General features: G+C 61.0%; 19 protein-coding genes. 15 read left to right on the top strand and 4 right to left on the bottom strand.

Annotated features, from left to right (window positions below; genetic code table 11):
- Positions 1-8 precede the first annotated feature (8 nt).
- Both AKL25_RS14605 and AKL25_RS14600 read right to left on the bottom strand, forming a co-directional pair.
- A complete protein-coding gene (locus AKL25_RS14605; protein ID WP_050478427.1) occupies positions 9-1,565 on the bottom strand; it encodes a sugar ABC transporter ATP-binding protein in 1,557 nt (518 codons plus the stop codon).
- Between the two features lie 256 nt (positions 1,566-1,821).
- Positions 1,822-2,793 carry an ABC transporter substrate-binding protein gene (locus tag AKL25_RS14600; RefSeq protein WP_050478426.1) on the bottom strand — a complete coding sequence of 324 codons (972 nt, stop codon included), beginning with the start codon at positions 2,791-2,793 and terminating at the stop codon, positions 1,822-1,824.
- Positions 2,794-3,213: 420 nt separating this feature from the next.
- Between AKL25_RS14600 and AKL25_RS14595 the strand changes: the two genes are divergently transcribed.
- From AKL25_RS14595 to AKL25_RS14575, 5 genes are all read left to right on the top strand, one after another.
- Positions 3,214-4,143, top strand: coding sequence for an aldose 1-epimerase (locus AKL25_RS14595; protein ID WP_050478425.1), 930 nt, complete (start codon positions 3,214-3,216; stop codon positions 4,141-4,143).
- 14 nt (positions 4,144-4,157) lie between these two features.
- Entirely contained in the window at positions 4,158-5,123 is a 966-nt protein-coding gene (locus tag AKL25_RS14590) for a 2-dehydro-3-deoxygalactonokinase (RefSeq protein ID WP_050478424.1), read from the top strand.
- 49 nt (positions 5,124-5,172) lie between these two features.
- On the top strand, positions 5,173-5,820 hold the full coding sequence (locus AKL25_RS14585; RefSeq protein WP_050478423.1) for a 2-dehydro-3-deoxy-6-phosphogalactonate aldolase: 648 nt from the start codon (positions 5,173-5,175) through the stop codon (positions 5,818-5,820).
- Between the two features lie 110 nt (positions 5,821-5,930).
- A complete protein-coding gene (gene dgoD, locus AKL25_RS14580) occupies positions 5,931-7,079 on the top strand; it encodes a galactonate dehydratase (protein ID WP_050478422.1) in 1,149 nt (382 codons plus the stop codon).
- A gap of 275 nt (positions 7,080-7,354) precedes the next feature.
- On the top strand, positions 7,355-8,515 hold the full coding sequence (locus AKL25_RS14575; protein ID WP_050478421.1) for an MFS transporter: 1,161 nt from the start codon (positions 7,355-7,357) through the stop codon (positions 8,513-8,515).
- 100 nt (positions 8,516-8,615) lie between these two features.
- Here AKL25_RS14575 and AKL25_RS14570 read toward each other — a convergent pair whose 3' ends face one another.
- Complete coding sequence (locus tag AKL25_RS14570) at positions 8,616-8,867, bottom strand: GlsB/YeaQ/YmgE family stress response membrane protein (RefSeq protein WP_050478420.1); 252 nt, start codon at positions 8,865-8,867, stop codon at positions 8,616-8,618.
- A gap of 167 nt (positions 8,868-9,034) precedes the next feature.
- Between AKL25_RS14570 and czcI the strand changes: the two genes are divergently transcribed.
- From czcI to AKL25_RS14520, 10 genes are all read left to right on the top strand, one after another.
- Complete coding sequence (gene czcI, locus AKL25_RS14565; protein ID WP_276203015.1) at positions 9,035-9,541, top strand: cation efflux protein, CzcI family; 507 nt, start codon at positions 9,035-9,037, stop codon at positions 9,539-9,541.
- A 233-nt stretch (positions 9,542-9,774) separates the two neighbouring features.
- Positions 9,775-11,007 carry a TolC family protein gene (locus AKL25_RS14560; RefSeq protein WP_050478418.1) on the top strand — a complete coding sequence of 411 codons (1,233 nt, stop codon included), beginning with the start codon at positions 9,775-9,777 and terminating at the stop codon, positions 11,005-11,007.
- Between the two features lie 20 nt (positions 11,008-11,027).
- Positions 11,028-12,263 (top strand): efflux RND transporter periplasmic adaptor subunit, encoded by a 1,236-nt coding sequence (locus AKL25_RS14555; protein WP_050478417.1) that lies wholly within the window; start codon positions 11,028-11,030, stop codon positions 12,261-12,263.
- Positions 12,264-12,322: 59 nt separating this feature from the next.
- A complete protein-coding gene (locus tag AKL25_RS14550; RefSeq protein WP_050478416.1) occupies positions 12,323-15,538 on the top strand; it encodes a CusA/CzcA family heavy metal efflux RND transporter in 3,216 nt (1,071 codons plus the stop codon).
- A gap of 134 nt (positions 15,539-15,672) precedes the next feature.
- On the top strand, positions 15,673-16,041 hold the full coding sequence (locus tag AKL25_RS24255) for a hypothetical protein (RefSeq protein ID WP_157050652.1): 369 nt from the start codon (positions 15,673-15,675) through the stop codon (positions 16,039-16,041).
- 89 nt (positions 16,042-16,130) lie between these two features.
- On the top strand, positions 16,131-17,375 hold the full coding sequence (locus tag AKL25_RS14540; RefSeq protein WP_050478414.1) for a TolC family protein: 1,245 nt from the start codon (positions 16,131-16,133) through the stop codon (positions 17,373-17,375).
- Positions 17,372-18,856 carry an efflux RND transporter periplasmic adaptor subunit gene (locus tag AKL25_RS14535; protein WP_050478413.1) on the top strand — a complete coding sequence of 495 codons (1,485 nt, stop codon included), beginning with the start codon at positions 17,372-17,374 and terminating at the stop codon, positions 18,854-18,856. Before AKL25_RS14540 ends, AKL25_RS14535 begins: the two co-directional genes overlap by 4 nt.
- Entirely contained in the window at positions 18,853-21,993 is a 3,141-nt protein-coding gene (locus AKL25_RS14530; protein WP_050478412.1) for an efflux RND transporter permease subunit, read from the top strand. The genes AKL25_RS14535 and AKL25_RS14530 overlap by 4 nt, the downstream gene beginning before the upstream one ends.
- Before the next feature lie 30 nt (positions 21,994-22,023).
- Positions 22,024-22,365, top strand: coding sequence for a copper-binding protein (locus AKL25_RS14525; RefSeq protein WP_050478411.1), 342 nt, complete (start codon positions 22,024-22,026; stop codon positions 22,363-22,365).
- Between the two features lie 464 nt (positions 22,366-22,829).
- Entirely contained in the window at positions 22,830-24,446 is a 1,617-nt protein-coding gene (locus tag AKL25_RS14520; protein WP_050478410.1) for a methyl-accepting chemotaxis protein, read from the top strand.
- Between the two features lie 119 nt (positions 24,447-24,565).
- Here AKL25_RS14520 and AKL25_RS14515 read toward each other — a convergent pair whose 3' ends face one another.
- Positions 24,566-25,066, bottom strand: coding sequence for a cupin domain-containing protein (locus tag AKL25_RS14515; protein WP_050478409.1), 501 nt, complete (start codon positions 25,064-25,066; stop codon positions 24,566-24,568).
- Between the last annotated feature and the right edge of the window lie 98 nt (positions 25,067-25,164).

The raw sequence follows: 25,164 nt of genomic DNA, 5'->3' as shown, positions 1-25,164 counted from the left end.
TGATGCGCTCACGCTGTTTCTCCCGCAATCACCTGCAACACCGACGCATCGTCAAGCTCGCCGCGCAGGTATTCGCCGCAGCCCTCACGATCGCGCAACACCAGCATGCGGTCGCTGCAACGCAGGACTTCGGGTATTTCGGAAGAAATGAAAAGAATCGCCATGCCCTTGTGGCACAGCGCCATGACGAAATCCATGATCTCCTGCTTGGCGCGCACATCGATGCCGCGCGTCGGCTCATCCAGGATCAGCATGTCGGGATCGGTCGCGAGCCAGCGCGCCAGCAAGGCTTTCTGCTGGTTACCGCCGGACAGCGAACCGATCGGCGTGTCGATGTCGGGCGTCTTGATGCCCAGCCATTTGACGTAATCGGAGGCGATCTGCTGCTGGCGCTTGCGCGGAATCACATGCAGCAGGCCGTTGCGCGCCTGCAGCGCGAGGATGATGTTTTCGCGCACCGACAGCTCCAGGATCGCGCCCTCTTTCTTGCGGTCTTCGGAGCAGAAGCCGATGCCCGCCGCAATCGCGTCGCGCGGCGTGGAGAATTTCACCCCCTGCCCCTTGATGCTGATAGTGCCGCTGTCCGCCTTGTCGGCGCCGAACAGCAAGCGCGCCATTTCGGTACGGCCGGAGCCGAGCAGGCCGCACAGGCCGAACACCTCGCCGGCGCGCAACGCCAGATCCTGCGGCGCCAGCGCGCCCTTGCGGCCCAGTCCGCGCGCCTGCAAAAACACTTCGCCATCGCCGGCGGCCGGCGTGATGGCGGCGTTGGCGGCCAGGACATTGCCGGCGGCGGTGGCATCAATCTGCACGCCGACCATTTTGTTGACCAGATCAAGGCGCGACAATTCGCTGGCGGCGTATTCGCCTTCGCGCACACCGTTGCGCAGCACGGTGATGCGGTCGGAAATTTCGTAGGTCTGGTCGAGGAAGTGCGTCACGAACAGGATCGCCATGCCTTCGTCGCGCAGGCTGCGCAAGACCTTGAACAGCAGCTGCACTTCCGCTTCGTCCAGGCTGGAGGTGGGCTCGTCGAGGATCAGCACGCTGGCCGACACGCTCACCGCGCGCGAAATCGCCACCATCTGCTGGATCGCCAGCGGATACGAAGACAGCGGCTTTTGCACGTCGATATGCAAATCGAGCTTGGCCAGCAGCTTGGTGGCGCGGCGGTGCATGGTGGCCCAGTCGATGGGACCGAAACCGCCCCACTTGCGCGGATAGCGGCCGATGAAGATATTCTCGGCCACCGACAGGTTCGGGCACAGATTCACTTCCTGATACACCGTGCTGATGCCGAGCTGTTGCGCTTCCAGCGTGGAACCCGGCTGGATCGCGCGGCCCTGGAGCAGGATGTGGCCGCTGTCGGGCGTATACACGCCGGTCAGTACCTTGATCAGGGTTGACTTGCCGGCGCCGTTTTGCCCCATCAGGGTATGGACTTCGCCGGGATAGAGGCGCAGGCCGACATCGGTCAGGGCCTTGACGCCGGTGAATGCTTTGTAGATACCGATCAGTTCCAGCGCCGGTTCGGCAGTGGTGGCAACACTGGTTGCGGCAGACATGGCAACTCCAGACATGGACGTTTCCAGAAAAGAAAAGGCGGCGAACCTAAAACTTAAGCTCGCCGCGTAAAGCCTTTTTAATGAAGGCCTGACACCATACCGACGACAGGATGCGGTCAATGCGAAATCAACGGCATGGTGTCAGACCCTCAAGGCCCAGGGGGATACTCCAGAGGAGGAGAACAAGACCGGGAGCGTCGCCGCTCCCGGCGATACGATCAACATCGGTTCAGATTAGTACCTGAACCGCTACTGATCAATATTTACGGTTAGGGAATTCCTTGGCGGCCACTTCCGCCGGGAATACGCCTTCTTCGGTCGTGATGCGCTTCGGCACTTCCTTGCCGGCCTTCACGTCCTTGGCGATCGACATCAGTTGCGGTCCGAGCAGCGGGCTGCACTCGACGGTGACGTTGAGCTTGCCGGCCATCATGGCTTCAAACGCGCCCTTCACGCCGTCGATGGAGATCACGAGGATGTCCTTGCCCGGTTTCAGGCCGGCTTCTTCGATCGCCTGGATGGCGCCGATGGCCATGTCGTCGTTATGCGCGTAGAGCACGTTGATCTTCTTGCCATCCGCCTTGAGGAAGGCTTCCATGACTTCCTTGCCCTTGGCGCGGGTGAAATCGCCGGTTTGCGAGCGGATGATCTTCAGGTTCGGATTGGCTTTGATTTCTTGCTCGAAACCGGCCTTGCGGTCGATCGCAGGCGCCGAGCCGACCGTGCCTTGCAGCTCGACGATATTGATCTCGCCGGCAGGCATGGTCTTGGCGCGGTCCAGCAGCCAGCGTGCAGCGCGGCGGCCTTCTTCGACGAAATCGGAACCGATGAAGGTCACGTACAGCGACTTGTCGGTGACGTTGACGGCGCGGTCAGTCAAGATGACCGGGATCTTGGCGGCCTTGGCTTCGCGCAGGACGGTGTCCCAGCCCGACTCAACCACCGGCGAGAAGGCGATCACGTCGACCTTTTGCGCGATGAAGGAGCGGATCGCCTTGACCTGGTTTTCCTGCTTTTGCTGCGCATCGGCGAACTTCAGGTTGACGCCGGCCTTCTTGGCGGCATCCTTGATCGAAACGGTGTTGGCGGTGCGCCATTCGCTTTCGGCGCCGACTTGCGAGAAGCCGATTGTCAGCGGTTTGTCCGCCGACATGGCGGAGGACATGACGCCCCAGCCCAAAGTCATGCAAACGGCGGCGCCCAGCAGTGTTCTGCGTGTCATTTTCATTGCGTTGTCTCCAATTATGTTTATCAACACGATCTGTTTTTATTGGTATCCGGCGCTGTCGGAGCGAGGGTGAACCGATGGTTGCGCCGTGTTTTGCGTCTTCGCTTGCACCTGGCGTGCAGCGATATGTGCCGGTCAATATTAGGAGCGTGAGAAATATCTATCCAATGAATTTTTCGCGCTTTCCGATACTGAAACAGGCATGACGCTTTACCTGACTACATCCGGAACGGGATGTGGAAAGTCAGATCGTTTTTGATATCAATCTTTACTAATTTTTCATTATTCCGCATCAGTAGCGAATGTTAGGATCGGCCCTGTTTTTGTTCGGCCTGACGCCTGACCAAGGGCCACTCAAGACGAAGCGGAGCAGACCGCACAGCATCCGCCTGAATAATCGAGACAAGCAACCGAGAAGCCATGACCACATCACCAGCACCGCAGCGCGGCGGCGCGTCCGCTATCGAGACGCTCACCCTGCAATCCGGACGGCAACGCCTGAGCGTATTGCCGGCCCTGGGAGCAAGCGTGGCGGCCTGGGATCTGCAGTGGCGCGGTCAGTGGACGCCGCTGTTCCGCCCTTGGGCCGGCGGCGATGATCTTTATACAACGGCCTGCTTCCCGCTGGTGCCCTGGTCCAATCGCATCACCGAAGGCGGCTTCATGCACAAGGGCATGCACTATCCGGTGCTGCAAAATCGCGCCGGCGAAAACTATCCCATCCATGGCGATGGCTGGCTGCAGGCGTGGCAGGCCGAGGCCTACACTGACAATAGCGTGGTGCTGACGCTGAGCTCGGAACAATATGACGGCGATCCCTACACCTATTCCGCGACGCAGACGCTGACCCTGCACGACGACGGCCTGGAGATCGACCTGCAGGTCACCAATCGCGGCGCCGACGAACTGCCCTTCGGCCTCGGCCTGCATCCTTACTTTCCGCGCAATGCGGCGACGCGGCTGCAATCGCGCGCCGACGGCGTCTGGCTGTGCGGCAACGATCCGATCCCGACCGGGCATACGCGGGATTTTCCCGCGACCTTCGACTACAACGCGTTTGCGCCGGTCGACTTCCCCGCCGACGGGCCGCTGATCGACAACTGCTTCACCGGCTGGGACGGCGTCTCCCGCATCGACTATCCCGACCGCGGCCTGCGCATCGAAATGCGCATGCAAAACTGCAAGGGCTACAGCCTGATGTACCGCCCGCCCGGCCTCGACTATTTCTGCCTGGAACCGATCACCCATCCCATCGACGCCTTCCACATGCCTGCACGCGACGGCCTGGTCAACCTGGTTCCCGGCGCATCCATGCAACTGCTCACCCATTTCAAGGTGAGCGAACTCTGAACATGACATCTGCAATGCAAACCTCTTCATCCACCGGCCTGATCGCGCTCGACTGGGGTACGTCCTCCCTGCGCGCCTATCGTTTCGACAAGCAAGGCAAGGTCGTCGACAAACGCGCGCTGCCGTGGGGCATCATGAATCTGCCGCCCGCAGAAGGTGATGCGGACGACCGTACTGACGCCGGCTTCCGGCGCGCGTTGCAAGCCGCTTGCGGCGACTGGCTGCGCGCAGCGCCCGGCACGCCGCTGATCGCAGCCGGCATGGTCGGCAGCAAACAAGGCTGGCGCGAAGCGCCGTATCTCGACGTGCCGCTGGCCGTGAGCGACATCGGAAAATCGCTGACCGCCGTCGACACCGGCCTCGGCACGCCGCTGCACATCGTCTCCGGCCTGCTCGAACGCTCGGCCCTGCCCAATGTGATTCGCGGTGAAGAGACGCAGGTCGCCGGCATCCTCGACCAGTTGCAGGTGGAAGACATCCTGATCGGCCTGCCCGGCACGCATTCAAAATGGGTGCATGTGGCCGGTCGCCGCATCACGCATTTCGACACCTTCATGACCGGCGAGATGTATGCCGCGCTGTCCAACCACACCATTCTCGGCCGCACCATGCAGCGCGACGGCGCACCTGACGACGCGGCCTTCCTGCGCGGCGCAGGCGTGGCGAAAACCGCCGACGGCCGCGCCGGCATGCTGTCGAACATTTTCAGCAGCCGCACCCTGGGCCTGACCGGCGAACTGTCGCCGCGCGCCCAGGCCGATTATTTGTCGGGTCTGCTGATCGGTCACGAAATCGCCGCGCTGCTGGCGCTGGTCGACGGTCGCCTGCAAGCGCGCATCGCCCTGATCGGCGACGACATGCTGTGCCGGCGCTATCTCCAGGTGCTGGCGCTGTACGGCGTCACGCAGGCGGAGATCGCCGAGGCGGCAACCGAACACGGCCTGTGGAAACTGGCCCAGCACGCCGGCTTGATTGCCTGATTACCCGATCACATTGCGCTACCCATTTCGTCATCCAGAAAGCAGAACCATGCTGAAGAATCTTTTCCAACACGCGCTCAGAGACTGCGGCCTGATCGCCATCCTGCGCGGCGTGCGTCCCGATGAAGTCGAAGCCATCGGGCACGCCCTGTATGAAGCCGGCTTTCGCATCATCGAAGTACCGCTCAATTCGCCGGAGCCGCTGCAAAGCATCGCCACACTGCGCCGCGCATTGCCGGCCGATTGCATCATCGGCGCCGGCACCGTGCTCAGTCCCGAAGCCGTGTTGCAGGTCAAGGAAGCCGGCGGCGAACTGATCGTCATGCCGCACAGCGACGCGCGCGTCATTAGCGCCGCCAAGGAAGCCGGCCTGTGCTGCGCGCCCGGCGTGGCGACGGTCACCGAAGCCTTTGCCGCGCTGGCCGCCGGCGCCGACGTGCTGAAAATGTTCCCGGCCGAGCAGCTCGGGCCGCACGTGGTCAAGGCCTGGCGCGCAGTCATCCCGGCATCGGTGGCGCTGCTGCCGGTGGGCGGCATCCTGCCGAGCAGCGTCTCGGTCTTTATCGATGCCGGCGCCTCCGGCTTCGGCCTCGGCTCGGCGCTGTACAAACCAGGCCTGACAGCCGCCGCCGTCGGCGAAAACGCCAAAGCCTTCGTCAGCGCCTGGCAAACCCGCGCCGCAGCCAGCGTGAAGTAAACGAATAACAGCAGCCGCAGCAACAGCCGGAGCCGGGGCCGGCCAAGCATTTAACCAGCCTAGCCATCGACCATGGCCGGGCGCTACTCAGAGAAACGGATATCTCTCCGATGAAAATCACCAAACTGACCACCTTTATCGTTCCACCGCGCTGGTGCTTCCTGAAGATTGAAACCGACGAAGGCATCGTCGGCTGGGGCGAGCCGGTCGTCGAAGGCCGTGCGCACAGCGTCGCCGCCGCCGTCGAGGAACTGGCCGACTACCTGATCGGCAAAGACCCGCGCCACATCGAAGACCACTGGACCGTGCTCTATCGCGGCGGCTTCTATCGCGGCGGCGCGATCCACATGAGCGCGCTGGCCGGCATCGACCAGGCCTTGTGGGACATCAAGGGCAAGGCGCTCGGCGTACCGGTCAGCGAATTGCTGGGCGGCCCGGTGCGCGACAGCATCCGCGTGTATTCGTGGATCGGCGGCGATCGTCCGGCCGACACCGCGAAGGCCGCCAAGGATGCGGTGGCGCGCGGCTTCACCGCCGTCAAGATGAACGGCACCGAAGAACTGCAATTCATCGACACCTACGACAAGATCGAAGCCACGCTGGCCAACGTCGCCGCCGTGCGCGACGCCGTCGGCCCGAACATCGGCATCGGCGTCGACTTCCACGGCCGCGTGCACAAGCCGATGGCCAAAGTCCTGATCAAGGAACTGGAGCCGTACAAGCTGATGTTCATCGAAGAACCGGTGCTGAGCGAAAACTACGAAGCCCTAAAGGAAATCGCCCACCTGACCGCCACACCGATTGCGCTGGGCGAACGCCTGTACTCACGCTGGGATTTCAAACGCATCCTCAGCGAAGGCTATGTCGACATCATCCAGCCCGACGTCTCGCACGCCGGCGGCATCACCGAGACGCGCAAGATCGCCACCATGGCCGAAGCCTACGACGTCGCGCTGGCGCTGCACTGCCCGCTCGGACCGATTGCGCTGGCGGCCTGCCTGCAGGTCGATGCGATTTCGTACAACGCGTTCATCCAGGAACAGAGTCTCGGCATTCATTACAACGAAAGCAACGACTTGCTCGACTACGTCACCAAGCCGGAAGTGTTCAGCTACAAGGATGGCTATGTGACCATCCCGAACGGTCCGGGGTTGGGCATCGAAATCAATGAAGAGTATGTGAAGCAGCGTGCGGAAGTCGGTCACCGCTGGCGTAATCCGATCTGGAGACATAAAGACGGCAGCTTCGCCGAATGGTAAAACTTGTCCGTGGTCCTACTGCGGAAGCGTGATCCACCGCCGTACGGTGCTCGGAATCCTCGTGTACTAAATGTACACTCCGGTTCCTCCGCTCCGGTCGGCGGCGGCTGACGCTCCCTCGCTACGGACCACGAACAAGTTTCGGTCTCTTCGAGATCACACCGCGCTCTTCAATATATTTCATCCATGCGGCCCGCATCTGCTCAGCAGACCGGGCCGCAGCCACGTAAAATAGCGGTTTTCCCTCCGTAGTATTTCAACAGGATTTCTCCAGCATGCATTGGCCCCTCTTCGCCCTCGCCGTGGCCGCCTTCGGCATCGGCACTACAGAATTCGTGATCATGGGGCTGTTGCCTGATGTCGCGCGCGACCTCGGCGTCTCTGCGCCGGCGGCAGGCATGCTGGTGTCCGGCTATGCCCTGGGCGTGGCGGCCGGCGCGCCGGTGCTGGCGATCCTCACCGCCAAGTGGCAGCGCAAGCGTGCGCTGGTCGGCCTGATGTGCCTGTTCATCCTCGGTAACGTGCTCTGTGCGATTGCGCCCAACTACAATTTCCTGATGGTGGCGCGCGTGGTGACGGCGTTCTGTCACGCCGCCTTCTTCGGCATCGGCGCCGTGGTCGCCGCCGAGCTGGTGCCGCGTGAAAAGCGCGCGCAAGCCGTGGCGCTGATGTTCACCGGCCTGACCGTCGCCAACATCCTCGGCGTGCCCTTCGGCACCGCGCTCGGCCACGCCGCCGGCTGGCGCTCGACCTTCGGCGCAATCACGCTGATCGGCCTGGCTGCCGTCATCATGCTGTGGGTATGCCTGCCGAAGAAGATCGCCATGCAAGGCGGCAGCATCTTCAAGGAATTCCGCGCCATCATTCATCCGCAAGTGCAACTGGCGCTGCTGACCAGCACGCTGGCCTCGGTCAGCATGTTCAGCGTGTTGACCTACATCGCCTACATCCTGCTCGACGTCACCGGCTTCACAGCGCATCAGGAAAGCTGGGTGCTGCTGCTGTTCGGCGCGGGCATCACGGTCGGCGGCCTGATCGGCGGACGCCTTGCCGACTGGCGCCTGATGCCGGTGCTGTTTTCGATGTTCGTCTGCATCGCGCTGATCCTGGTGCAATTCTCGTGGAGCAGCCACTACCAGTTGCCGACGCTGATCACCATGTTCGTCTGGGGCGCCTTCTCGTTTGCGGTCGTGCCGGCGGCGCAGATCCGCGTGCTGGACAAGGCCAAGGATGCGCCGAACCTGGCTTCCACGCTTAACCAAGGCGCCTTCAATGTGGGCAATGCGACGGGCGCCTGGCTGGGCGGCCTGGCGATTTCGGCAGGCTTGCCGTTGACCGACTTGCCGCTGCTGGGTGCGGGCGTGTCGGTGCTGGGTTTCCTGACGGTGCTGACATCGGCGCTGCTGGACCGTCGCGCAGCGAGAGCGCCGGCCTAAAACAGCCTGTTCGTTGCATGAATGAAAACGCCCCCTGGCAATCGCGCCAGGGGGCGTTTTTCATCACTCTGCCGGAAACAACAACGCGATCAATTGCCCATCAACGGAGAAAGTGGTTATAGCCCACCAGCACCACCACCGCACCGATCACCGACAGGACCAGGCCTGCCGGATGGAACAACGCGCCATCGACCGGCCTGCTGAACAGACGGGCGATCAGGCCGCCGACGAACGAACCGACGATACCCAAGACCCCGGTCAGCAAGATGCCGAAATGCTCGCTCCCCGGTACGACAAGGCGAGCGATCGCGCCGGCGACAATGCCAACGATGAACATCAAAATGTAATGCATGATTTACCTTCGAAAAATAACGAACATGTCGATTGACCTGAACAATTCAGACAACCGACGCCTTGCCTGAGAGACATCTCTTGCATTGCAGTGCGCTGCGCCGCTCCCAAGGACTGGACCAACAACGATGCCTCGGCGACGCGTGTTGACGACGCAGTTGTAAGAGATTGAAAACCCTTCTTTTAATCGCGAATTTTCTATTTACTCGTCAAAGCGAATGCCTCAGCCAGCACACATTCATCATTCGACGCTCCGCTATCGCCGGCATCGGATTTGCGCGCCCTCCCGACAAGTACGGCTATAATTGCCGCGCCATGCGACGCTACCTGATCATTTTCCTGCTGCTGCTCCTGCCGTTCCAGTTCTCCTGGGCCGCGGTCGCATCGTATTGCCAGCATGAAACTGAGAGCAGCACACAGCATATCGGTCACCATACTGCCGATACTGCCGACGCAGGCAGCAAGCAAGATCAGGCGCCGGAAAAGAAACTGAGCGAAGGCGACGACGCCGATTGCAGCGTTTGCCATTTCTCCTGCAGCAAGCCGATGAATCCGCTGGTGTCCTGGGCGCCCGCCGCCGCTGAAAACGACAGCTTCACCGCCTCAACGCCTGCCCGCTATCTCTCCTATATCGGAGAATCCCCCGAAGAGCCCGACTGGATGCTCGCCGCCTGAGAACCTGCTCAAGGTCTTGCTGCGAAGCCATGATCTGGCGTCGTCCGGTGCTCGAAATTCTCATGTACTCAAGTACATTCCAAGGGTTTCAACTGAGCTCCGCTCCGGACGCCGCCAGTTGATGGCTTCTCGCTACAGACCTTGAACAGCTTCTGCGCCGGCGAGCCGTCTTTCCCTTTCCTCACCACCGCTGACCGCTCGCCGAATTCCATCCCTTTCATCCGGAGAATTCGATGTACACCCGTTTCTATCCGCTCGGACTGGCGCTTCTGCTCGCCTGTCCGGTCTACACGCATGCGCAGGAGGCGGCAACGCCCATCACGCTAAGCAGCGCCGTCGCGCTCGCGCTCGACAACAATCCTGAACTGTCCGCCGCCCGGCACGAACTTGAGGCGGTCGACGCCACCGTCACGCAAGCCGGCGCGCGTCCCAATCCCGAACTGTCGACGCTGATGGAAGACACGCGCAAAAGTACGCGCACCACCACCATCCAGCTCAACCAGCCAATTGAACTCGGCGGCAAGCGTGCCACCCGTATCAGCGCCGCCGAACGTTCGCGCGACGCCGCCCGCATCGAGCTGGCGATCCGGCGCGATGAAATCCGCATCGCCGCCACATCCGCGTTCTTCGCCGTGCTGACCGCGCAAGAACGCCGACGCCTGGCGCAGGAGTCCGCCGAGCTCGCGCGCAGCGCCGCCGACGCCACCGGCCGTCGCGTCACCGCCGGCAAGATCTCGCCGGTCGAAGAAACGCGAGCGCGCGTCGCCGCTACCTCTGCACGGCTCGAACTGAGCCAGGCCGACGGCGAACTCGACCTCGCGCGCCGCCGCCTCGCCGGCCTGTGGGGCAATGCCCAGCCGCGCTTCACGCTGGCCGAAGGCGCCGCCGGGCAATTGCCGCCGCTGCCGGCCATCGCCGACGTTGCGGAGCGCAGCGCCGACGCGCCGCAACTGCGGCTGGCCCGGATCGAAGTCGAACGCCGCCAGGCCCTGAGCAAGATCGAAAGCAGCAAGCGCATTCCCGACGCCACGCTGAGCCTGGGCCGGAAGCGCGACGAAGAAGCCGGCCGCAGCATGTGGGTGGTCGGCGTGTCGATGTCGCTGCCTTTCTTCGACAGCAATCGCGGCAACCTGGAAGAAGCCCTGCGCCGCACCGACAAGGCGCGCGACGAACTGGCCGCTGCGGAGACCCGCGTGCGCACCGACATCGCGCAAGCCTATGAAAAACTGCGCAACGCCCATGCCGAAGTCGCCGTCCTACACAGCGACATCCTGCCCGGCGCGCAAAGCGCCTACGCCGCCGCCGGCAAGGGGTTCGAACTCGGCAAGTTCAATTTCCTGGAAGTGCTCGACGCCCAGCGCACCTTGTTCCAGGCGCGCTCGCAATACCTGCGCGCACTCTCGGACGCGCACCTGTCCTCGGCCGATCTGGAGCGCCTGCTCGGCTCCGCCGCCCCCAACCCATAACCGGATAACAAGACGCCATCATGACCAAGAAACAGAAACTCACCATCGCCGCGATTGCGGCCATTACAGCGCTGCTGGCTGCGCTGATCATGCTCAGCGGTTCCGGCAAAGCGACACAGGCCGATGCGCACGCTGAAAGCGGGCACGATCACGACGTAGAAAAAAATGCCAAGGACGAGCACAAAGAAGATGAACACAAGGAAGCCGGCCACGATGACCATGACGAAGAAAACGCGATCGCCTTCAGCGAAGCGCAACTGAAAACCGCCGGCATCGTGCTCGACACCGCTGCGCCGGGCCGCATCCGCACCAGCCTGCAACTGCCCGGCGAGATCCGCTTCAATCAGGACCGCACGGCGCACGTCGTCCCCAAGGTCAACGGCGTGGTCGAATCGGTCAGTGCCAATCTCGGCCAGCAAGTGAAGAAAGGACAAGTGCTCGCCGTCGTCAGCAGCAGCACGGTGTCCGAACAGCGCAGCGAACTGCTGAGCGCACAGCAACGGCTGGCCCTGGCGCAATCGACCCATGCACGCGAGAAAACCTTGTGGCAGGAAAAAATCTCCGCCGAACAGGATTACCTGCAAGCCGGACAAGCGCTGAAGGAAGCCGAGATCGCCGTACGCAACGCGCAACAGAAACTGGCTGCCATCGGCGCAGGCAGCGCATTGTCCGGACTGAACCGCTATGAAATCCGGGCGCCTTTCGACGGCATCGTGGTGGAAAAGCACCTGGCGCTGGGCGAAGCGGTGAAGGAAGACGCCAACGTCTTCACGATCTCCGACCTGTCCAGCGTGTGGGCCGAGATTACGGTCGCCGCCCGCGACATGAACGCCGTGCGCGTCGGCGAAAACGTCACCGTCAACGCCACCGCATTCGCCTCCAGCGCCGTCGGCAAGATCGCCTATGTCGGCGCGCTATTGGGTGAACAGACCCGCACTGCCAAAGCCCACGTCGTGCTGCCTAATCCGGGCAATGCCTGGCGTCCCGGCCTGTTCGTCAACATCGACGTGCTGGCGCAGGAAACGGACGTGCCGCTGGCAATCGCCGCCGACGCCGTTCAGTCGGTGGAACAAAAGAATGTGGTCTTCGTGCGCACGCCCGGCGGTTTCAATAAACAGGAAGTCACGCTCGGACGCAACGACGGCAAACGCGTGGAGATATTGAAAGGCCTCAAGTCCGGCGACGTCTACGCGACCGCCGGCAGCTTCGTCATCAAGGCGGAACTGGGTAAAGGGAGCGCCGAACATGCCCATTAATTTCCCGACAAACATAGTCAGCAAGGATATCGCCCACCTCCCGCGAGAAGGACACACTCATGTTTGAACGCATCATCCGCTTCGCCATCGAGCACCGGTGGCTGGTCATGCTGGCCGTTTTCGGCATGGCGGCCTACGGCGTCTACAGCTACCAGAAGCTGCCCATCGACGCCGTCCCCGACATCACCAACGTGCAGGTGCAGATCAATACCTCCGCACCGGGCTACTCGCCGCTGGAGACCGAGCAGCGCATCAGCTTCCCGATCGAGACGGTCATGTCCGGCCTGCCCAATCTGGAACAGACGCGCTCGCTGTCGCGCTACGGTTTGTCGCAGGTGACCGTCATCTTCAAGGACGGCACCGACATCTACTTCGCGCGCCAGCTGGTCAACGAACGCATCCAGGAAGCGCGCAGCAAGCTGCCGTCCGGCATCGATCCCGCGATGGGGCCGATCTCGACCGGCCTCGGCGAAATCTACCTGTGGACGGTCGAAGCCAAAGACGGCGCGAAAAAAGCCGACGGCACGCCCTACTCGCCGGCCGATCTGCGCGAGATCCAGGACTGGATCATCAAGCCGCAGCTGCGCAACGTCGCCGGCGTGACCGAGATCAATTCGATCGGCGGCTACGCCAAGGAATACCACGTTGCGCCCTCGCCGGCCAAGCTGGCCTCTTACGGCCTCACGCTGCAAAACGTGGCGACCGCACTGGAACGCAACAACGCCAACGTCGGCGCCGGCTACATCGAAAAGCGCGGCGAGCAATACCTGATCCGCGCACCGGGCCAGGTGGCGTCCATTGACGATATCAGCAACATCGTCCTCAGCAGCGTGCAAGGCGTGGCGATCCGCATCCGCGATGTGGCGGAGGTCGGCATCGGCCGTGAACTGCGCACCGGCGCCGCCACCGAGAACGGCCGCGAAGTGGTGCTGGGCACCGTCTTCATGCTGATCGACGAGAACAGCCGCACGGTCTCGCAGGCGGTCGACAAAAAGATGATCGAAATCAACCGTTCGCTGCCGGAAGGCGTGCAGGCCGTCACCGTGTATGACCGCACGGTGCTGGTCGACAAGGCCATCAATACCGTCAAGAAAAACCTGATCGAAGGCGCGGTGCTGGTGATTGCGGTGCTGTTCCTGTTCCTCGGCAATATCCGGGCGGCAGTGATCACGGCGACGGTGATTCCGCTGGCGATGCTGTTCACCTTCACCGGCATGGTGTCCAACCATGTGAGCGCCAACCTGCTGAGTCTCGGCGCGCTCGACTTCGGCATCATCATCGACGGCGCCGTGGTGATCGTGGAAAACTGCGTGCGGCGCCTGGCGCATGCGCAGCAGCATCACGGACGTCCGCTGACGCGCAGCGAACGCTACCACGAAGTGTTCGCCGCTTCGCGCGAAGCGCGCCGGCCGCTGCTGTTCGGCCAGTTGATCATCATGATCGTCTACCTGCCGATGTTCGCGCTCACCGGCGTGGAAGGCAAGATGTTCCAGCCGATGGCGTTCACGGTGGTGGCGGCCTTGCTGGGTGCGATGATCTTGTCGGTGACCTTCATCCCGGCAGCGATCGCCCTGTTCATCGGCGACAAGGTCGACGAAAAGGAAAACGCGCTGATGCGCTTTGCCAAGCGCAGCTACGCGCCCCTGCTGCAGCGCTCGATGAGCAACAAGCCGATCGTGCTGTCGCTGGCGGCGGCCGTCATCGTGCTGTGCGGCCTGCTCGGGACAAAACTGGGCAGCGAGTTCGTGCCCATCCTCAATGAAGGCGACCTCGCGATTCAAGCCTTGCGCATCCCCGGCACCAGCCTGACGCAATCGGTGGAAATGCAGCAGCAGCTGGAACGCACGCTCAAGGATAAATTCCCCGAGATCGAACGCGTGTTCGCCCGCACCGGCACCGCCGAGGTAGCGTCCGACCCGATGCCGCCGAATATCTCGGACGGTTACATCATGCTCAAGCCGCAAGATGAATGGCCTAAACCGAGGAAGACGCAGGCGCAATTGCAGGACGCCATTCAAGATGCGGTGGCGGCGCTGCCCGGCAACAGCTATGAGTTTTCGCAACCGATCCAGTTGCGTTTCAATGAACTGATCTCGGGCGTGCGCAGCGACGTGGCGGTAAAAATCTTCGGAGACGACATGGCAGTGCTCAACGACACCGCGGCCAGCATCGCCGGCGTCCTGGGCAAGGTCGCCGGCGCAACCGAAGTCAAGGTCGAGCAATCGACCGGCCTGCCGATGCTGACGGTGAAGATCGACCGTGAGAAAACGGCGCGCTACGGCCTCAACATCGGCGACGTGCAAGACACTGTGGCGATGGCCGTCGGCGGCAAAGAAGCCGGTACGCTGTTCCAGGGCGACCGCCGTTTCGACATCATCGTGCGCCTGCCGGAACACGAGCGCAACGACCTCGACGCCATCAAACGCCTGCCAATCCCGCGACCGCATGCCGACGGCAAGCTCAGCTACATCCCGCTGGGAGAAGTGGCCGACTTCGACATCGCGCCGGGACCGAACCAGGTCAGCCGCGAAAACGGCAAGCGCCGCATCGTCGTCAGCGCCAACGTGCGCGGCCGCGACCTCGGTTCTTTCGTCGACGATGCGGCAAGCCGGATCAGCGCACAGGTGAAAATCCCGGCCGGCTACTGGACCGCCTGGGGCGGTCAGTTCGAGAATCTGCAATCGGCCACGCAACGCCTGCAGATCGTCGTACCCGTCGCGCTGTTGCTGGTGTTCGTGCTGCTGTTTGCGATGTTCAACAACGTCAAGGATGGCTTGCTGGTGTTCACCGGCATCCCGTTCGCACTGACCGGCGGCGTGCTGGCGCTGGCCATGCGCGGCATCCCGTTGTCGATCTCGGCGGCGGTCGGCTTCATCGCCTTGTCCGGTGTTGCAGTACTCAACGGGCTGGTGATGATCGCCTTCATCCGTACGCTGCGCGAAGAAGGCCGCTCGCTCGACGAGGCCATCTTCGAAGGCGCCATGACGCGCTTGCGGCCGGTGCTGATGACAGCGCTGGTGGCGTCGCTGGGCTTCGTGCCAATGGCGCTGGCAACCGGCACCGGAGCCGAGGTGCAGCGCCCGCTGGCGACCGTGGTGATCGGCGGTATCCTGTCGTCGACCCTGCTGACCTTGCTGGTGCTTCCCTTGTTGTATCGCTTGGCGCATGCATCGGATTCCGATGATGGCGATGCGAACCGGCAAACGCCATCTTGGCGTAACCGCTTGCGTGCCTGGCTGCCTGGCAGAAAACGCCGGAGTGCGTCTGCGACTTGAAATAAAACGCCTCGCAACGTTGTCGTTGCGGGGCGTTTTTTGATTCGATTGCTCTCTGTCGATCTGACGCTTCTCAAATCCCGATGCAACACTTCCCCAGATCGCCCAATAAAACATCGTCTATAATCCGGTTCATGAAAATGCTGCGTACATTTCTGATCCTGCTGTTGGCCATTGCCATTCCCCTTGAGGGGCTGGCAGCGGTGCGCATGGTCGAAACGATGCGCACCAATTCTGTCTCTACGGAAATGGCGTCATCCGCGAGCGCTGCGGATGAGACTTGTGTGATGGCCATGTCGGATTCCGACCCGTCCTCCAAATCGACGGCGCCGTGCAAGATGGGCGACGCCTGCAAGATTTGCCAGGTTTTTCCATCGACGACATCTTCCGTCGATATCAATACCTTGATCCTGCCGCTGATCGACACCGTTGCATTGCTGCCTGAATCGTTTCTGCCTTCTCACGACCCGTCCGGGTTGTGGCGCCCCCCTCGTTCGCTCTAAATCTCATTGATTCGTTGATGCGTCCGGCCTAGCTGCCGGGCGATTGTTTGCGTGCCTTCGTGCGCGCCGTCACGCTATGGAGTGAACACATGTCCCTTCGAAGGATATCTACCGCCTTGCTTGCTTTGCTCGCAGGGATGGCCGGTCTTGCCCAAGCCGGCCCCTTGTCTTTTAACGCTGCGCTCGACATTGCCGAGCGTCAGTCTCCCAACCTTGCCTCCAACAGGGCGCAAATCCAGGCAGCGCAATCGTCCGCGATACCCGCCGGCGCTTTGCCTGATCCGAAAATCTTTGCCGGCATCGACAACTATCCCGTCTCCGGCCCGGATCGGGGGCGGCTTAATGCCGACTCAATGACGATGCAAAAGATCGGCGTCATGCAGGAGTTTCCCAATGCGGCGAAACGCCAGGCCCGTGTGGCGGTAGCCGAAGCTTCCATCGAAACCGCCGAAGCACAACGGCAGGTCGAGCGTTTGAAATTGCGCCGGGCGACTGCCCTGGCATGGCTCAATCGCTACTATCTGGAGCGCAAGATCTCGCTGTTCGATAGCCTGGACAAAGAGAATCTGCTTTTGTCAGATGCGGTACGCGCCCAGGTCGCATCCGGTCACACCCAAGCTGCCGATAGCGTCATGCCGAAACAGGAGGCGGCGCAATTGGCCGATCGCCGCGACGATCTGATCCGGGATCTGGTCAAAGCCAAGGCCGGTTTGCGCCGTTATGTAGGCGGTGAGGCGGATGAGCCGCTGGTCGACGCCTTGCCCGTTCTGAACATCGATGCGGAGCATCTGCGCAATCACCTGCACCAGCATCCGGAACTGCAAGCCTTTGCCGCCGAAACACGCAAGGCAGAAGCCGAGGTCCGCGAAGCGCAAGCCATGAAGAAATCAGACTGGGGCGTGGAGCTGGCCTACCAGCGACGCGATGCGCGCTTCGGCAACATGGTCTCCGTCCAATTCACGTTTGAGATTCCTGTCTCGCCCTCAACCCGACAGGATCCGCGCATTGCCGCCAAACAGCAGGAGCTGTATCGGATCGATGCAGACCGCGAAGCCATGCTGCGCGATCACACCAACGAACTGGAAAACGATCTCGCCGACTACCAGACCTTGACCCGCCAACTGGAGCGCGCCAATCAGACCACGTTGCCGCTGGCACAGCAGAAGCTCGATCTTCAGTACGCCGGCTATCGCGCGGGTAAAAACGATTTGACTGCGGTACTGGCTGCGCGCCGTGAAATCGTCGATCAGCGTCTGAAAATCATCGAGATAGAAGCGCAGCGCACGGCGATGGCCGCACAGCTCTATTTTGCTTATGGAGAGAATCTGCAATGAAGAAAAATACCTATCAAGTCGCCGTACTGATGGCGGCTGTGGCTGCTGTGAGCGGAGCAAGCGGTTACTTGCTCGCTCACCGTACTGACGCCATGCCGGCCATGCATGGAGAGACAACAGACCAGGCCAGGCAGGCGGAGCGCAAGGCGCTCTATTGGTACGACCCCATGATGCCGAACCAACGCTTCGACAAGCCGGGCAAGTCGCCTTTCATGGATATGCAGCTGGTACCCAAATACGCCGACGAGCAAGCAGACGGCGCCGGCGTCAGGATCGATGCGGGCGTCGTTCAGAATCTGGGAATGCGCACCGCGAAAGTGGAGCGAGGCAGCTTGTCGGCAACGTTGAGCGCTGTCGCCAGCGTGCAGTTGAATGACCGTCAGGTCGCGATTGTACAGTCCCGCAGCAGTGGTTTCGTGGAGCGCGTCTATGCAAGAGCCCCTGGCGATGTGGTCGCACGCGGCGCGCCGCTGGTCGATTTGCTGATTCCCGAATGGGCCGGTGCACAGGCCGAGTTTCTGGCGGTCCTTAAAACAAACGATACAGCATTGATCCAGGCCGCCCGCGAGCGTCTGCACCTGCTCGGGATGAGCAGCGATCTGATCAGCCGCGTCGAAAAGAACGGCCGCCCCCAAACCATTGTCACGATTACCGCTCCCATCGCAGGCCTGATTCAGACGCTTGATATCAGAAGCGGGATGACGGTAACGGCAGGCGCTCCGCTGGCAAGGATAAACGGTCTGGATACCGTGTGGCTGGAAGCAGCCATTCCTGAGGCGCAGGCCGGGCAGGTCAATGCCGGCGGCAAGCTGGTCGCCTATTTCTCTGCCTATCCGGGCGAAAACTTCACCGGAAAGATCCTTGCCGTCCTGCCGGAAACCAACGCAGACAGCCGTACGCTCCGGGTGCGCGCCGAATTACCCAACCGCGACGGCAGGTTGAAGCCAGGCATGTATGCCCAGATCAGTTTGGGCGCAGGCAAGGCAACGCAAAGCCTGTCGATTCCATCCGAAGCAGTCATCCGCACCGGCACACGCAATGTCGTGCTGGTCGCCACGGGCGATGGACGTTATCAGCCGGTCGAAGTGCAGCTTGGCCAGGAGGCCGACGGCAAGAGTGTCGTATTGAACGGCCTCACCGAGGGACAGCAGGTTGTCACATCGGGGCAATTCCTGATCGATTCCGAGGCCAGCCTCAAAGGCGTGTTGACGAGATTGAATACATCGCCGTCTTCTGTCGCTGATGCCACTCAGGCCGCCCTCAACAACACTACCGGGAAAATCGAATCGCTCAAGGGAGCCGATATCACGCTCTCGCATGGTCCTGTTCCCTCGCTGGGCTGGGGGCCGATGACGATGACGTTCAAACTGGCGCGCCCCGATATGGCGTCAGGCCTCAAGACCGGCGACAGCGTGCATTTCAGCTTCCGCGAAAAGAACGGCGACTACGTGATCGAGAAGCTGGATCGGAGCGCACCATGATAGAGAAACTCATCAAATGGTCGATTGCGAGCCGTTTTCTGGTCTTGCTTGCCGTCCTGTTCCTCGCGGCATGGGGTGTCTGGGCGCTGAAGACGACGCCGGTGGATGCATTGCCGGATCTGTCGGATGTCCAGGTCATCATCCGCACCAGCTATGCCGGCCAGGCGCCGCAGATCGTTGAGAACCAGGTGACCTATCCGCTGGCGACCACCATGCTGTCGGTGCCTGGAGCGAAGACCGTGCGCGGCTACTCCTTCTTTGGCGATTCCTTCGTCTATGTCCTGTTTGAGGACGGCACCGACATGTACTGGGCCCGCTCCCGGGTGCTGGAATACCTCAACCAGGTTCAAGGCCGCCTGCCGGCTTCGGCCAAGGCATCCCTGGGGCCGGACGCCACCGGAGTCGGCTGGATCTACGAGTATGCTTTGGTCGACAAGACCGGCCAGCACGACCTGGCCCAGCTGCGCAGCCTGCAGGACTGGTTCCTGAAATATGAGCTCAAGAGCTTGCCCAACGTGGCCGAAGTGGCGACGGTCGGCGGGATGGTCAAGCAATATCAGATCGTGCTCGATCCAGTGAAGCTGGCAGCCTACCGCATCACGCAAGACAAAGTCGTCGACGCGATCAGGAAAGCCAACCAGGAAACCGGCGGTTCGGTGCTGGAGATGGCGGAAACCGAATACATGGTGCGAGCTTCCGGCTATCTGAAGACGCTGGCGGATTTTCGCAACATCCCGTTGGCGACGGGACAAAACAGCGTGCCGGTCAAATTGGGCGACGTCGCGAGCATCCAACTGGGGCCGGAGATGCGGCGTGGCATTGCAGAACTGAACGGCCAGGGTGAAACCGTCGGCGGCGTCGTCATCCTGCGCTCCGGCAAGAATGCGCGCGACACCATTGCCGCGGTCAAGATCAAACTGGAAGAACTTAAGAAGAGCCTTCCGTCCGGCGTCGAGGTCGTTCCGGTCTACGACCGCAGTCAATTGATCGACCGCGCCATCGACAACTTGTCGCACAAATTGCTCGAGGAATTCATCGTCGTCGCGGTGGTGTGCGGCCTGTTCCTGTGGCATCTCCGCTCCGCACTGGTGGCGATTGTGTCCTTGCCGCTCGGCGTCATGATTGCCTTCATCGTGATGCGCTATCAGGGCGTCAACGCCAACATCATGTCGCTGGGTGGGATCGCCATCGCGATCGGCGCCATGGTCGACGCTGCCGTTGTCATGATCGAGAACGCCCATAAGCATATCGAAGCGTGGAAGCACGAACATCCGGGGCAATCATTGCAAGGCGAGGCGCATTGGCGCGTGATCGGCGACGCGGCGGCCGAGGTCGGGCCGACCTTGTTCTTTTGCCTGCTGATCATCACCTTGTCGTTCATTCCGGTATTCACGCTGGAGGCGCAGGAGGGACGCCTGTTCGGCCCCCTGGCGTTCACCAAGACCTATGCCATGGCCGGCGCTGCGGGCTTGTCCGTGACGCTGATTCCTATCCTGATGGGCTACATGATCCGCGGGAACATCCCCTCGGAAAACAGCAATCCGCTGAACCGCTGGCTGATTCGTTGCTATCGACCTTTATTGGAGGCCGTCCTGCGCCGCCCGAAAACGACGCTGGTCATTGCCGGACTGGCCTTGCTGACGACGCTGTGGCCGATCAGCCGATTGGGCGGCGAGTTCCTGCCGCAGATGGATGAAGGCGATTTGCTCTACATGCCGTCCGCCTTGCCGGGCTTGTCCGCGTCCAAGGCATCCGAGTTGCTGCAACAGACCGATCGCCTGATCAAGACCGTTCCGGAAGTCGCCAGCGTTTTCGGCAAAGCCGGCCGGGCTGAAAGTGCGACCGATCCGGCGCCGCTGGAGATGTTCGAGAACACCATCCAGTTCAAGCCACGCGATCAATGGCGCCCCGGCATGACGCCGGCAAAATTGATCGATGAGCTTGACCGTGTAGTCAAAGTCCCTGGTTTGTCGAACATCTGGGTTCCTCCCATCCGCAATCGCCTGGACATGCTGGCCACCGGGATTAAAAGTCCGATCGGCGTCAAGGTATCCGGAACCAGCCTTGCCGATATCGACAAGACGGCACAACAGATCGAGCAGGTCGCCAGGCAGGTTCCCGGAGTCAGTTCAGCACTCGCCGAACGTCTCAGCGGCGGACGCTACGTGGATGTCGACATTGACCGATCTGCGGCCGCCAACTACGGACTCAACATCGCCGACGTGCAAAGCATCGTGTCCTCGGCGATCGGCGGCGAAAACGTGGGCGAAACAGTCGAGGGGCTGGCGCGTTACCCCATCAGCGTTCGCTACCCAAGGGAAATCCGGGACTCGCTGGAAAAACTGCGCGACTTGCCGATCCTGACCGGAAGCGGCCAGCAGATCACCCTGGGAACCGTCGCCAAGTTGAAAATCAGCGACGGACCACCGATGCTGAAAAGCGAAAATGCACGGCCGAGCGGCTGGATCTATGTCGATGTCCGGGACAGGGATTTGGCTTCCGTCGTTGCCGATCTGCGCACCGCGGTGGCGGCAAAAGTGAAACTGGCGCCGGGGCTGAGCATTGCCTACTCGGGACAATTCGAGTATCTGGAGCGTGCCAACGCACGCCTGAAGCTGGTGGTGCCGGCGACACTGCTGATCATCTTTGTGCTGCTGTACCTGACCTTCCGGCGCATCGACGAAGCTGCGCTGATCATGGCGTCCTTGCCATTCGCACTGGTCGGCGGCATCTGGTTCCTCTACCTGCAGGGTTACAACCTGTCGGTTGCCACCGGCGTCGGATTCATTGCGCTGGCGGGCGTCTCTGCCGAATTTGGTGTGGTCATGTTGCTTTATCTGAAGCAAGCTGCTGCCGCCCGGCAAAGATCCGGAACAACACTGACGACAGCCGTTCTTGAGGATGCGATCCGGGAAGGCGCCGTGCTTCGCGTTCGTCCCAAGGCGATGACCGTCGCCGTCATCCTGGCCGGGTTGATTCCTATTTTATGGGGCAGCGGCGCCGGCTCCGAAGTCATGAGCCGCATTGCCGCGCCCATGGTCGGCGGCATGATCACCGCCCCCTTGCTCTCCATGTTTGTCATCCCGGCCGCATATCGCCTGATGCGCGGCCGTCAACCTGAAGCCGCGCAGGCTTGATTCATCTTTTAACCTGAAAGGAAAATCATCATGAAAAATTGCTTTATTGTTGCCTCCTTCGTTGCCTTTGCCACCGTTGGAGCATCCTCCGCTTTCGCCGCCGACATGGGAAACATGAATATGGGCAAGAGCGACTCGGCCGAAAAAGTTGCGCACGGCGTTGGCGTCGTCAAAGATATCGACACCAAACAGAACACCATCATTCTGTCTCATCAACCGATCAAGGAACTGAACTGGTCGGCGATGACGATGGCTTTCAAGGTGTCGGATGAGAAGTTGCTCAAGGGCGTCAAAGTCGGCGATCAAGTGTCGTTCGATCTGAAGGGAAGCGGCATGTCGCCGGTGGTGACGGCCATTCGCCCGGCCAGGTAGCCGGGCGTAGCTTGCGCTTGCCTCTCTACGGTATTGCCAACTGAAAATAAGGAAAGCCCCGATAGTCCAAAACGGATGCAAGCCGTAAGCTTAAACCTGACATCTCCTCTTCAGCCGACAGGCTGAATCGCTCGTGATCGGCCCATTCCGATCGCGAGCTTTTTTTTGGGGTTTTGCGGGCAGAAAATATAAACCCGTTAAATCAAACGTATATTCCTGAGTCGACCATAAACTACATCTTTCCGCTCGGCATTGGGTGATTAATCAAATGCAACGCAACTGTGTCGTCAAGTACTGCGACTCAGGAAAATCCTCATAGCCAGCATTTTATTTTTGACTAAAACTCCACTTTAGTTTCCGCAAAAAAGGTCTGCTCACACTGATTGTGGGCAAGCAAGGGACGCAGAAACTTTACATTCGTCACAGCAAGCCTTCTTAAAACACTTCGAATGGTGGAGTTAGAAATGAACTACTTTAGAAATCTCAAGATCGGCACGCAATTGAGCCTCGGCTTCGGCATGCTGATCATGCTGATGTTGGTGCTTATTCTGTTTGCGCTGACGCGCATGAGTTCCATCTCGGCGGCGGTCAAGCATCAGGACCAGGTGCGCGCCACCAAACTGGAACCGCTCTACGTCGCGCGCGAGGCGCTTGATCAGACCGGGCTGGCCGCACGCAACGCCTTCATCTTTCAGGATGAAGGCGATGCCAAAAAGGAACTCGCCATTCTCGACGAACAGAAAGCCGTTTACCTCGCAGCGCTCAAACAGCTGGAGCCGGTGTTCGCCGGCAACGCGCAATTCGAAAAGGTCAAGGCCGGGCTGCTGGCGATGGGCAATGAACTGACTCGTCCGCGCAAGTATCGCGAGGCTGGACAGATGGCCGAGTACGGGACCTTTCTGGTCAAGGAATGCAGCCCGCTGCGCCGCCAGATCGTGCAGGATATCGATACCTTGCTGAAATTCGAGCAAAAGGAAAATGAAGAAGCCAGCATGATTGCCGACGGTCTCTTCGACAGCTCGCTGCGCATGATCACGGTATGGACAGGGATCATCCTCGGCGTGTCGGTGCTGATTGCCTGGCTGATCCGCAAGAGCCTGCTTAAACAGCTTGGCGGCGAGCCGGCCTATGCAGTCAAGATTGCCGGACGCATCGCGCACGGCGAGCTATCCACCTCGGTCGACACCCATCATGAAGACGATTCCAGCCTGCTGTTCGAGATCCGCGTCATGCGCGACAAGCTGGCCTCGCTGGTGCAGCAGGTTCGTATCGGCACCCACACTATCGCCGGCGCCTCGGCCGAGATTGCTTCCGGCAACATCAACCTGTCGGAGCGTACCGAGCAACAGGCCGACACGCTGGAAAAAACGGTAGCGGCGATGGAAGAGCTGATCCGCACCGTACGCCAGAACGCCGAGAACGCGCAGCAGGCCAAGCAACTGGCCGACTCGGCATCGGTGATCGCGACCAAGGGCGGCGAAGTGGTCGGCCAGGTGGTCTCCACCATGGGAGTGATCGACGATGCTTCCAGAAAGATCGTGGACATCATCAGCGTCATCGACGGCATCGCTTTTCAGACTAACATTCTCGCGCTCAACGCTGCGGTGGAAGCGGCTCGCGCAGGCGAGCAGGGACGCGGCTTTGCGGTGGTGGCTTCCGAAGTGCGCTCATTGGCCCAACGTTCGGCCTCTGCCGCCAAGGAAATCAAGGAACTGATCAATCACTCAGTGAGCAGCGTCGCCGACGGCAGCCGGCTGGTGCAGGAGGCCGGCGGCACCATGGAAGAAGTGGTCGCCAGCGTCAGGCGCGTGACTGAAATCGTGGCAGAAATCAGCACTGCCAACCACGCCCAGTCCCACGGCATCAACGCCGTCAACGAAGCGATCTCGCTGCTGGATCAGAACACCCAGCAAAACGCCGCGCTGGTCGAAGAAGCTGCCGCGGCATCGCAGTCGATGAGCCAGCAGGCCGAACATCTGACCGAACTGGTTGGCACTTTCAAGCTGAGCCAGGCCCAAATGGAGGGGAATGCATGCGAGATCGACATCACACCCGCATATGTGCAGCTGCGGGCCGCATGAGCAGATCGCCAGAAAACGGGCCGGAAGACGGCCCGGATATGACGAAGGCCTTCATGTCATTGAGAGAGAAGATCTTTATTTATCGAGGGAGCGGCTGCTTCTGGCCGCAAGCACACACTTTATGCCAGGCGCTCGATCACCTGTGCATGTTGCGGCCAGGTTTTCAGGAGAAAATCCTTGTCCGCTATTTCAAATTCCTGGAATTCAAAACCTGGTGCTACCGTGCAACCTACAAGGGCATAGGCGCCCGACCCGGCACATTGCGCCGCAAACCAGGCGCCCGCTGGGACCAAGGCCTGGAACGTGGCGCCGTCGTGCGTCAAGGGATTTCCCAGCATCAGGGTATGCAGCTCGCCGCTGTGTTCGAGGACATGAACATGCAGGGGCTCCCCTGCATAGAAATGCCACATCTCGTCGGACTGGATCCTGTGCCACGTTGACCTTTCTCCCTGGCGGAGGAGATAGTAAATCGCGGTAGCTGCGGAGCGGCTGAGATCCGTACCTTCCCGCAGTACTCTTTGTTGACTACGGTAGGTTTCTCTGTAATGGCCTCCTTCCGGGTGCGGAAAAAGTTCAAGACGAGCGATCAGTTCTGCGGCAATCGAATCATGTTCATTCATGGGTATCCTTAGCGGTATGAGGATTATCGTGACTGGAAATGAGCTACTTGTATTGATTCAATGCCGAGCAAACCTGATGGCATGTGAATCTTTCACGC

It is taken from the genome of Herbaspirillum rhizosphaerae (assembly GCF_001189965.1).
GTDB classification, from domain to species: Bacteria; Pseudomonadota; Gammaproteobacteria; order Burkholderiales; family Burkholderiaceae_D; genus Herbaspirillum; species Herbaspirillum rhizosphaerae.
This window is presented reverse-complemented; position numbering and strand designations above follow the sequence as displayed.

Excerpts from the sequence above, each read along its gene's own strand:
- AKL25_RS14530 (WP_050478412.1), top strand. The coding sequence starts at position 18,853 with ATGATAGAGAAACTCATCAAATGGTCGATTGCGAGCCGTTTTCTGGTC.
- dgoD (WP_050478422.1), top strand. The coding sequence starts at position 5,931 with ATGAAAATCACCAAACTGACCACCTTTATCGTTCCACCGCGCTGGTGC.
- AKL25_RS14585 (WP_050478423.1), top strand. The coding sequence starts at position 5,173 with ATGCTGAAGAATCTTTTCCAACACGCGCTCAGAGACTGCGGCCTGATC.
- AKL25_RS14590 (WP_050478424.1), top strand. The coding sequence starts at position 4,158 with ATGCAAACCTCTTCATCCACCGGCCTGATCGCGCTCGACTGGGGTACG.
- AKL25_RS14570 (WP_050478420.1), bottom strand. The coding sequence starts at position 8,867 with ATGCATTACATTTTGATGTTCATCGTTGGCATTGTCGCCGGCGCGATC.
- AKL25_RS14575 (WP_050478421.1), top strand. The coding sequence starts at position 7,355 with ATGCATTGGCCCCTCTTCGCCCTCGCCGTGGCCGCCTTCGGCATCGGC.
- AKL25_RS24255 (WP_157050652.1), top strand. The coding sequence starts at position 15,673 with ATGAAAATGCTGCGTACATTTCTGATCCTGCTGTTGGCCATTGCCATT.
- AKL25_RS14595 (WP_050478425.1), top strand. The coding sequence starts at position 3,214 with ATGACCACATCACCAGCACCGCAGCGCGGCGGCGCGTCCGCTATCGAG.
- AKL25_RS14605 (WP_050478427.1), bottom strand. The coding sequence starts at position 1,565 with ATGTCTGCCGCAACCAGTGTTGCCACCACTGCCGAACCGGCGCTGGAA.
- AKL25_RS14520 (WP_050478410.1), top strand. The coding sequence starts at position 22,830 with ATGAACTACTTTAGAAATCTCAAGATCGGCACGCAATTGAGCCTCGGC.
- AKL25_RS14600 (WP_050478426.1), bottom strand. The coding sequence starts at position 2,793 with ATGAAAATGACACGCAGAACACTGCTGGGCGCCGCCGTTTGCATGACT.
- AKL25_RS14535 (WP_050478413.1), top strand. The coding sequence starts at position 17,372 with ATGAAGAAAAATACCTATCAAGTCGCCGTACTGATGGCGGCTGTGGCT.
- AKL25_RS14515 (WP_050478409.1), bottom strand. The coding sequence starts at position 25,066 with ATGAATGAACATGATTCGATTGCCGCAGAACTGATCGCTCGTCTTGAA.
- AKL25_RS14540 (WP_050478414.1), top strand. The coding sequence starts at position 16,131 with ATGTCCCTTCGAAGGATATCTACCGCCTTGCTTGCTTTGCTCGCAGGG.
- AKL25_RS14550 (WP_050478416.1), top strand. The coding sequence starts at position 12,323 with ATGTTTGAACGCATCATCCGCTTCGCCATCGAGCACCGGTGGCTGGTC.
- AKL25_RS14525 (WP_050478411.1), top strand. The coding sequence starts at position 22,024 with ATGAAAAATTGCTTTATTGTTGCCTCCTTCGTTGCCTTTGCCACCGTT.
- AKL25_RS14560 (WP_050478418.1), top strand. The coding sequence starts at position 9,775 with ATGTACACCCGTTTCTATCCGCTCGGACTGGCGCTTCTGCTCGCCTGT.
- AKL25_RS14555 (WP_050478417.1), top strand. The coding sequence starts at position 11,028 with ATGACCAAGAAACAGAAACTCACCATCGCCGCGATTGCGGCCATTACA.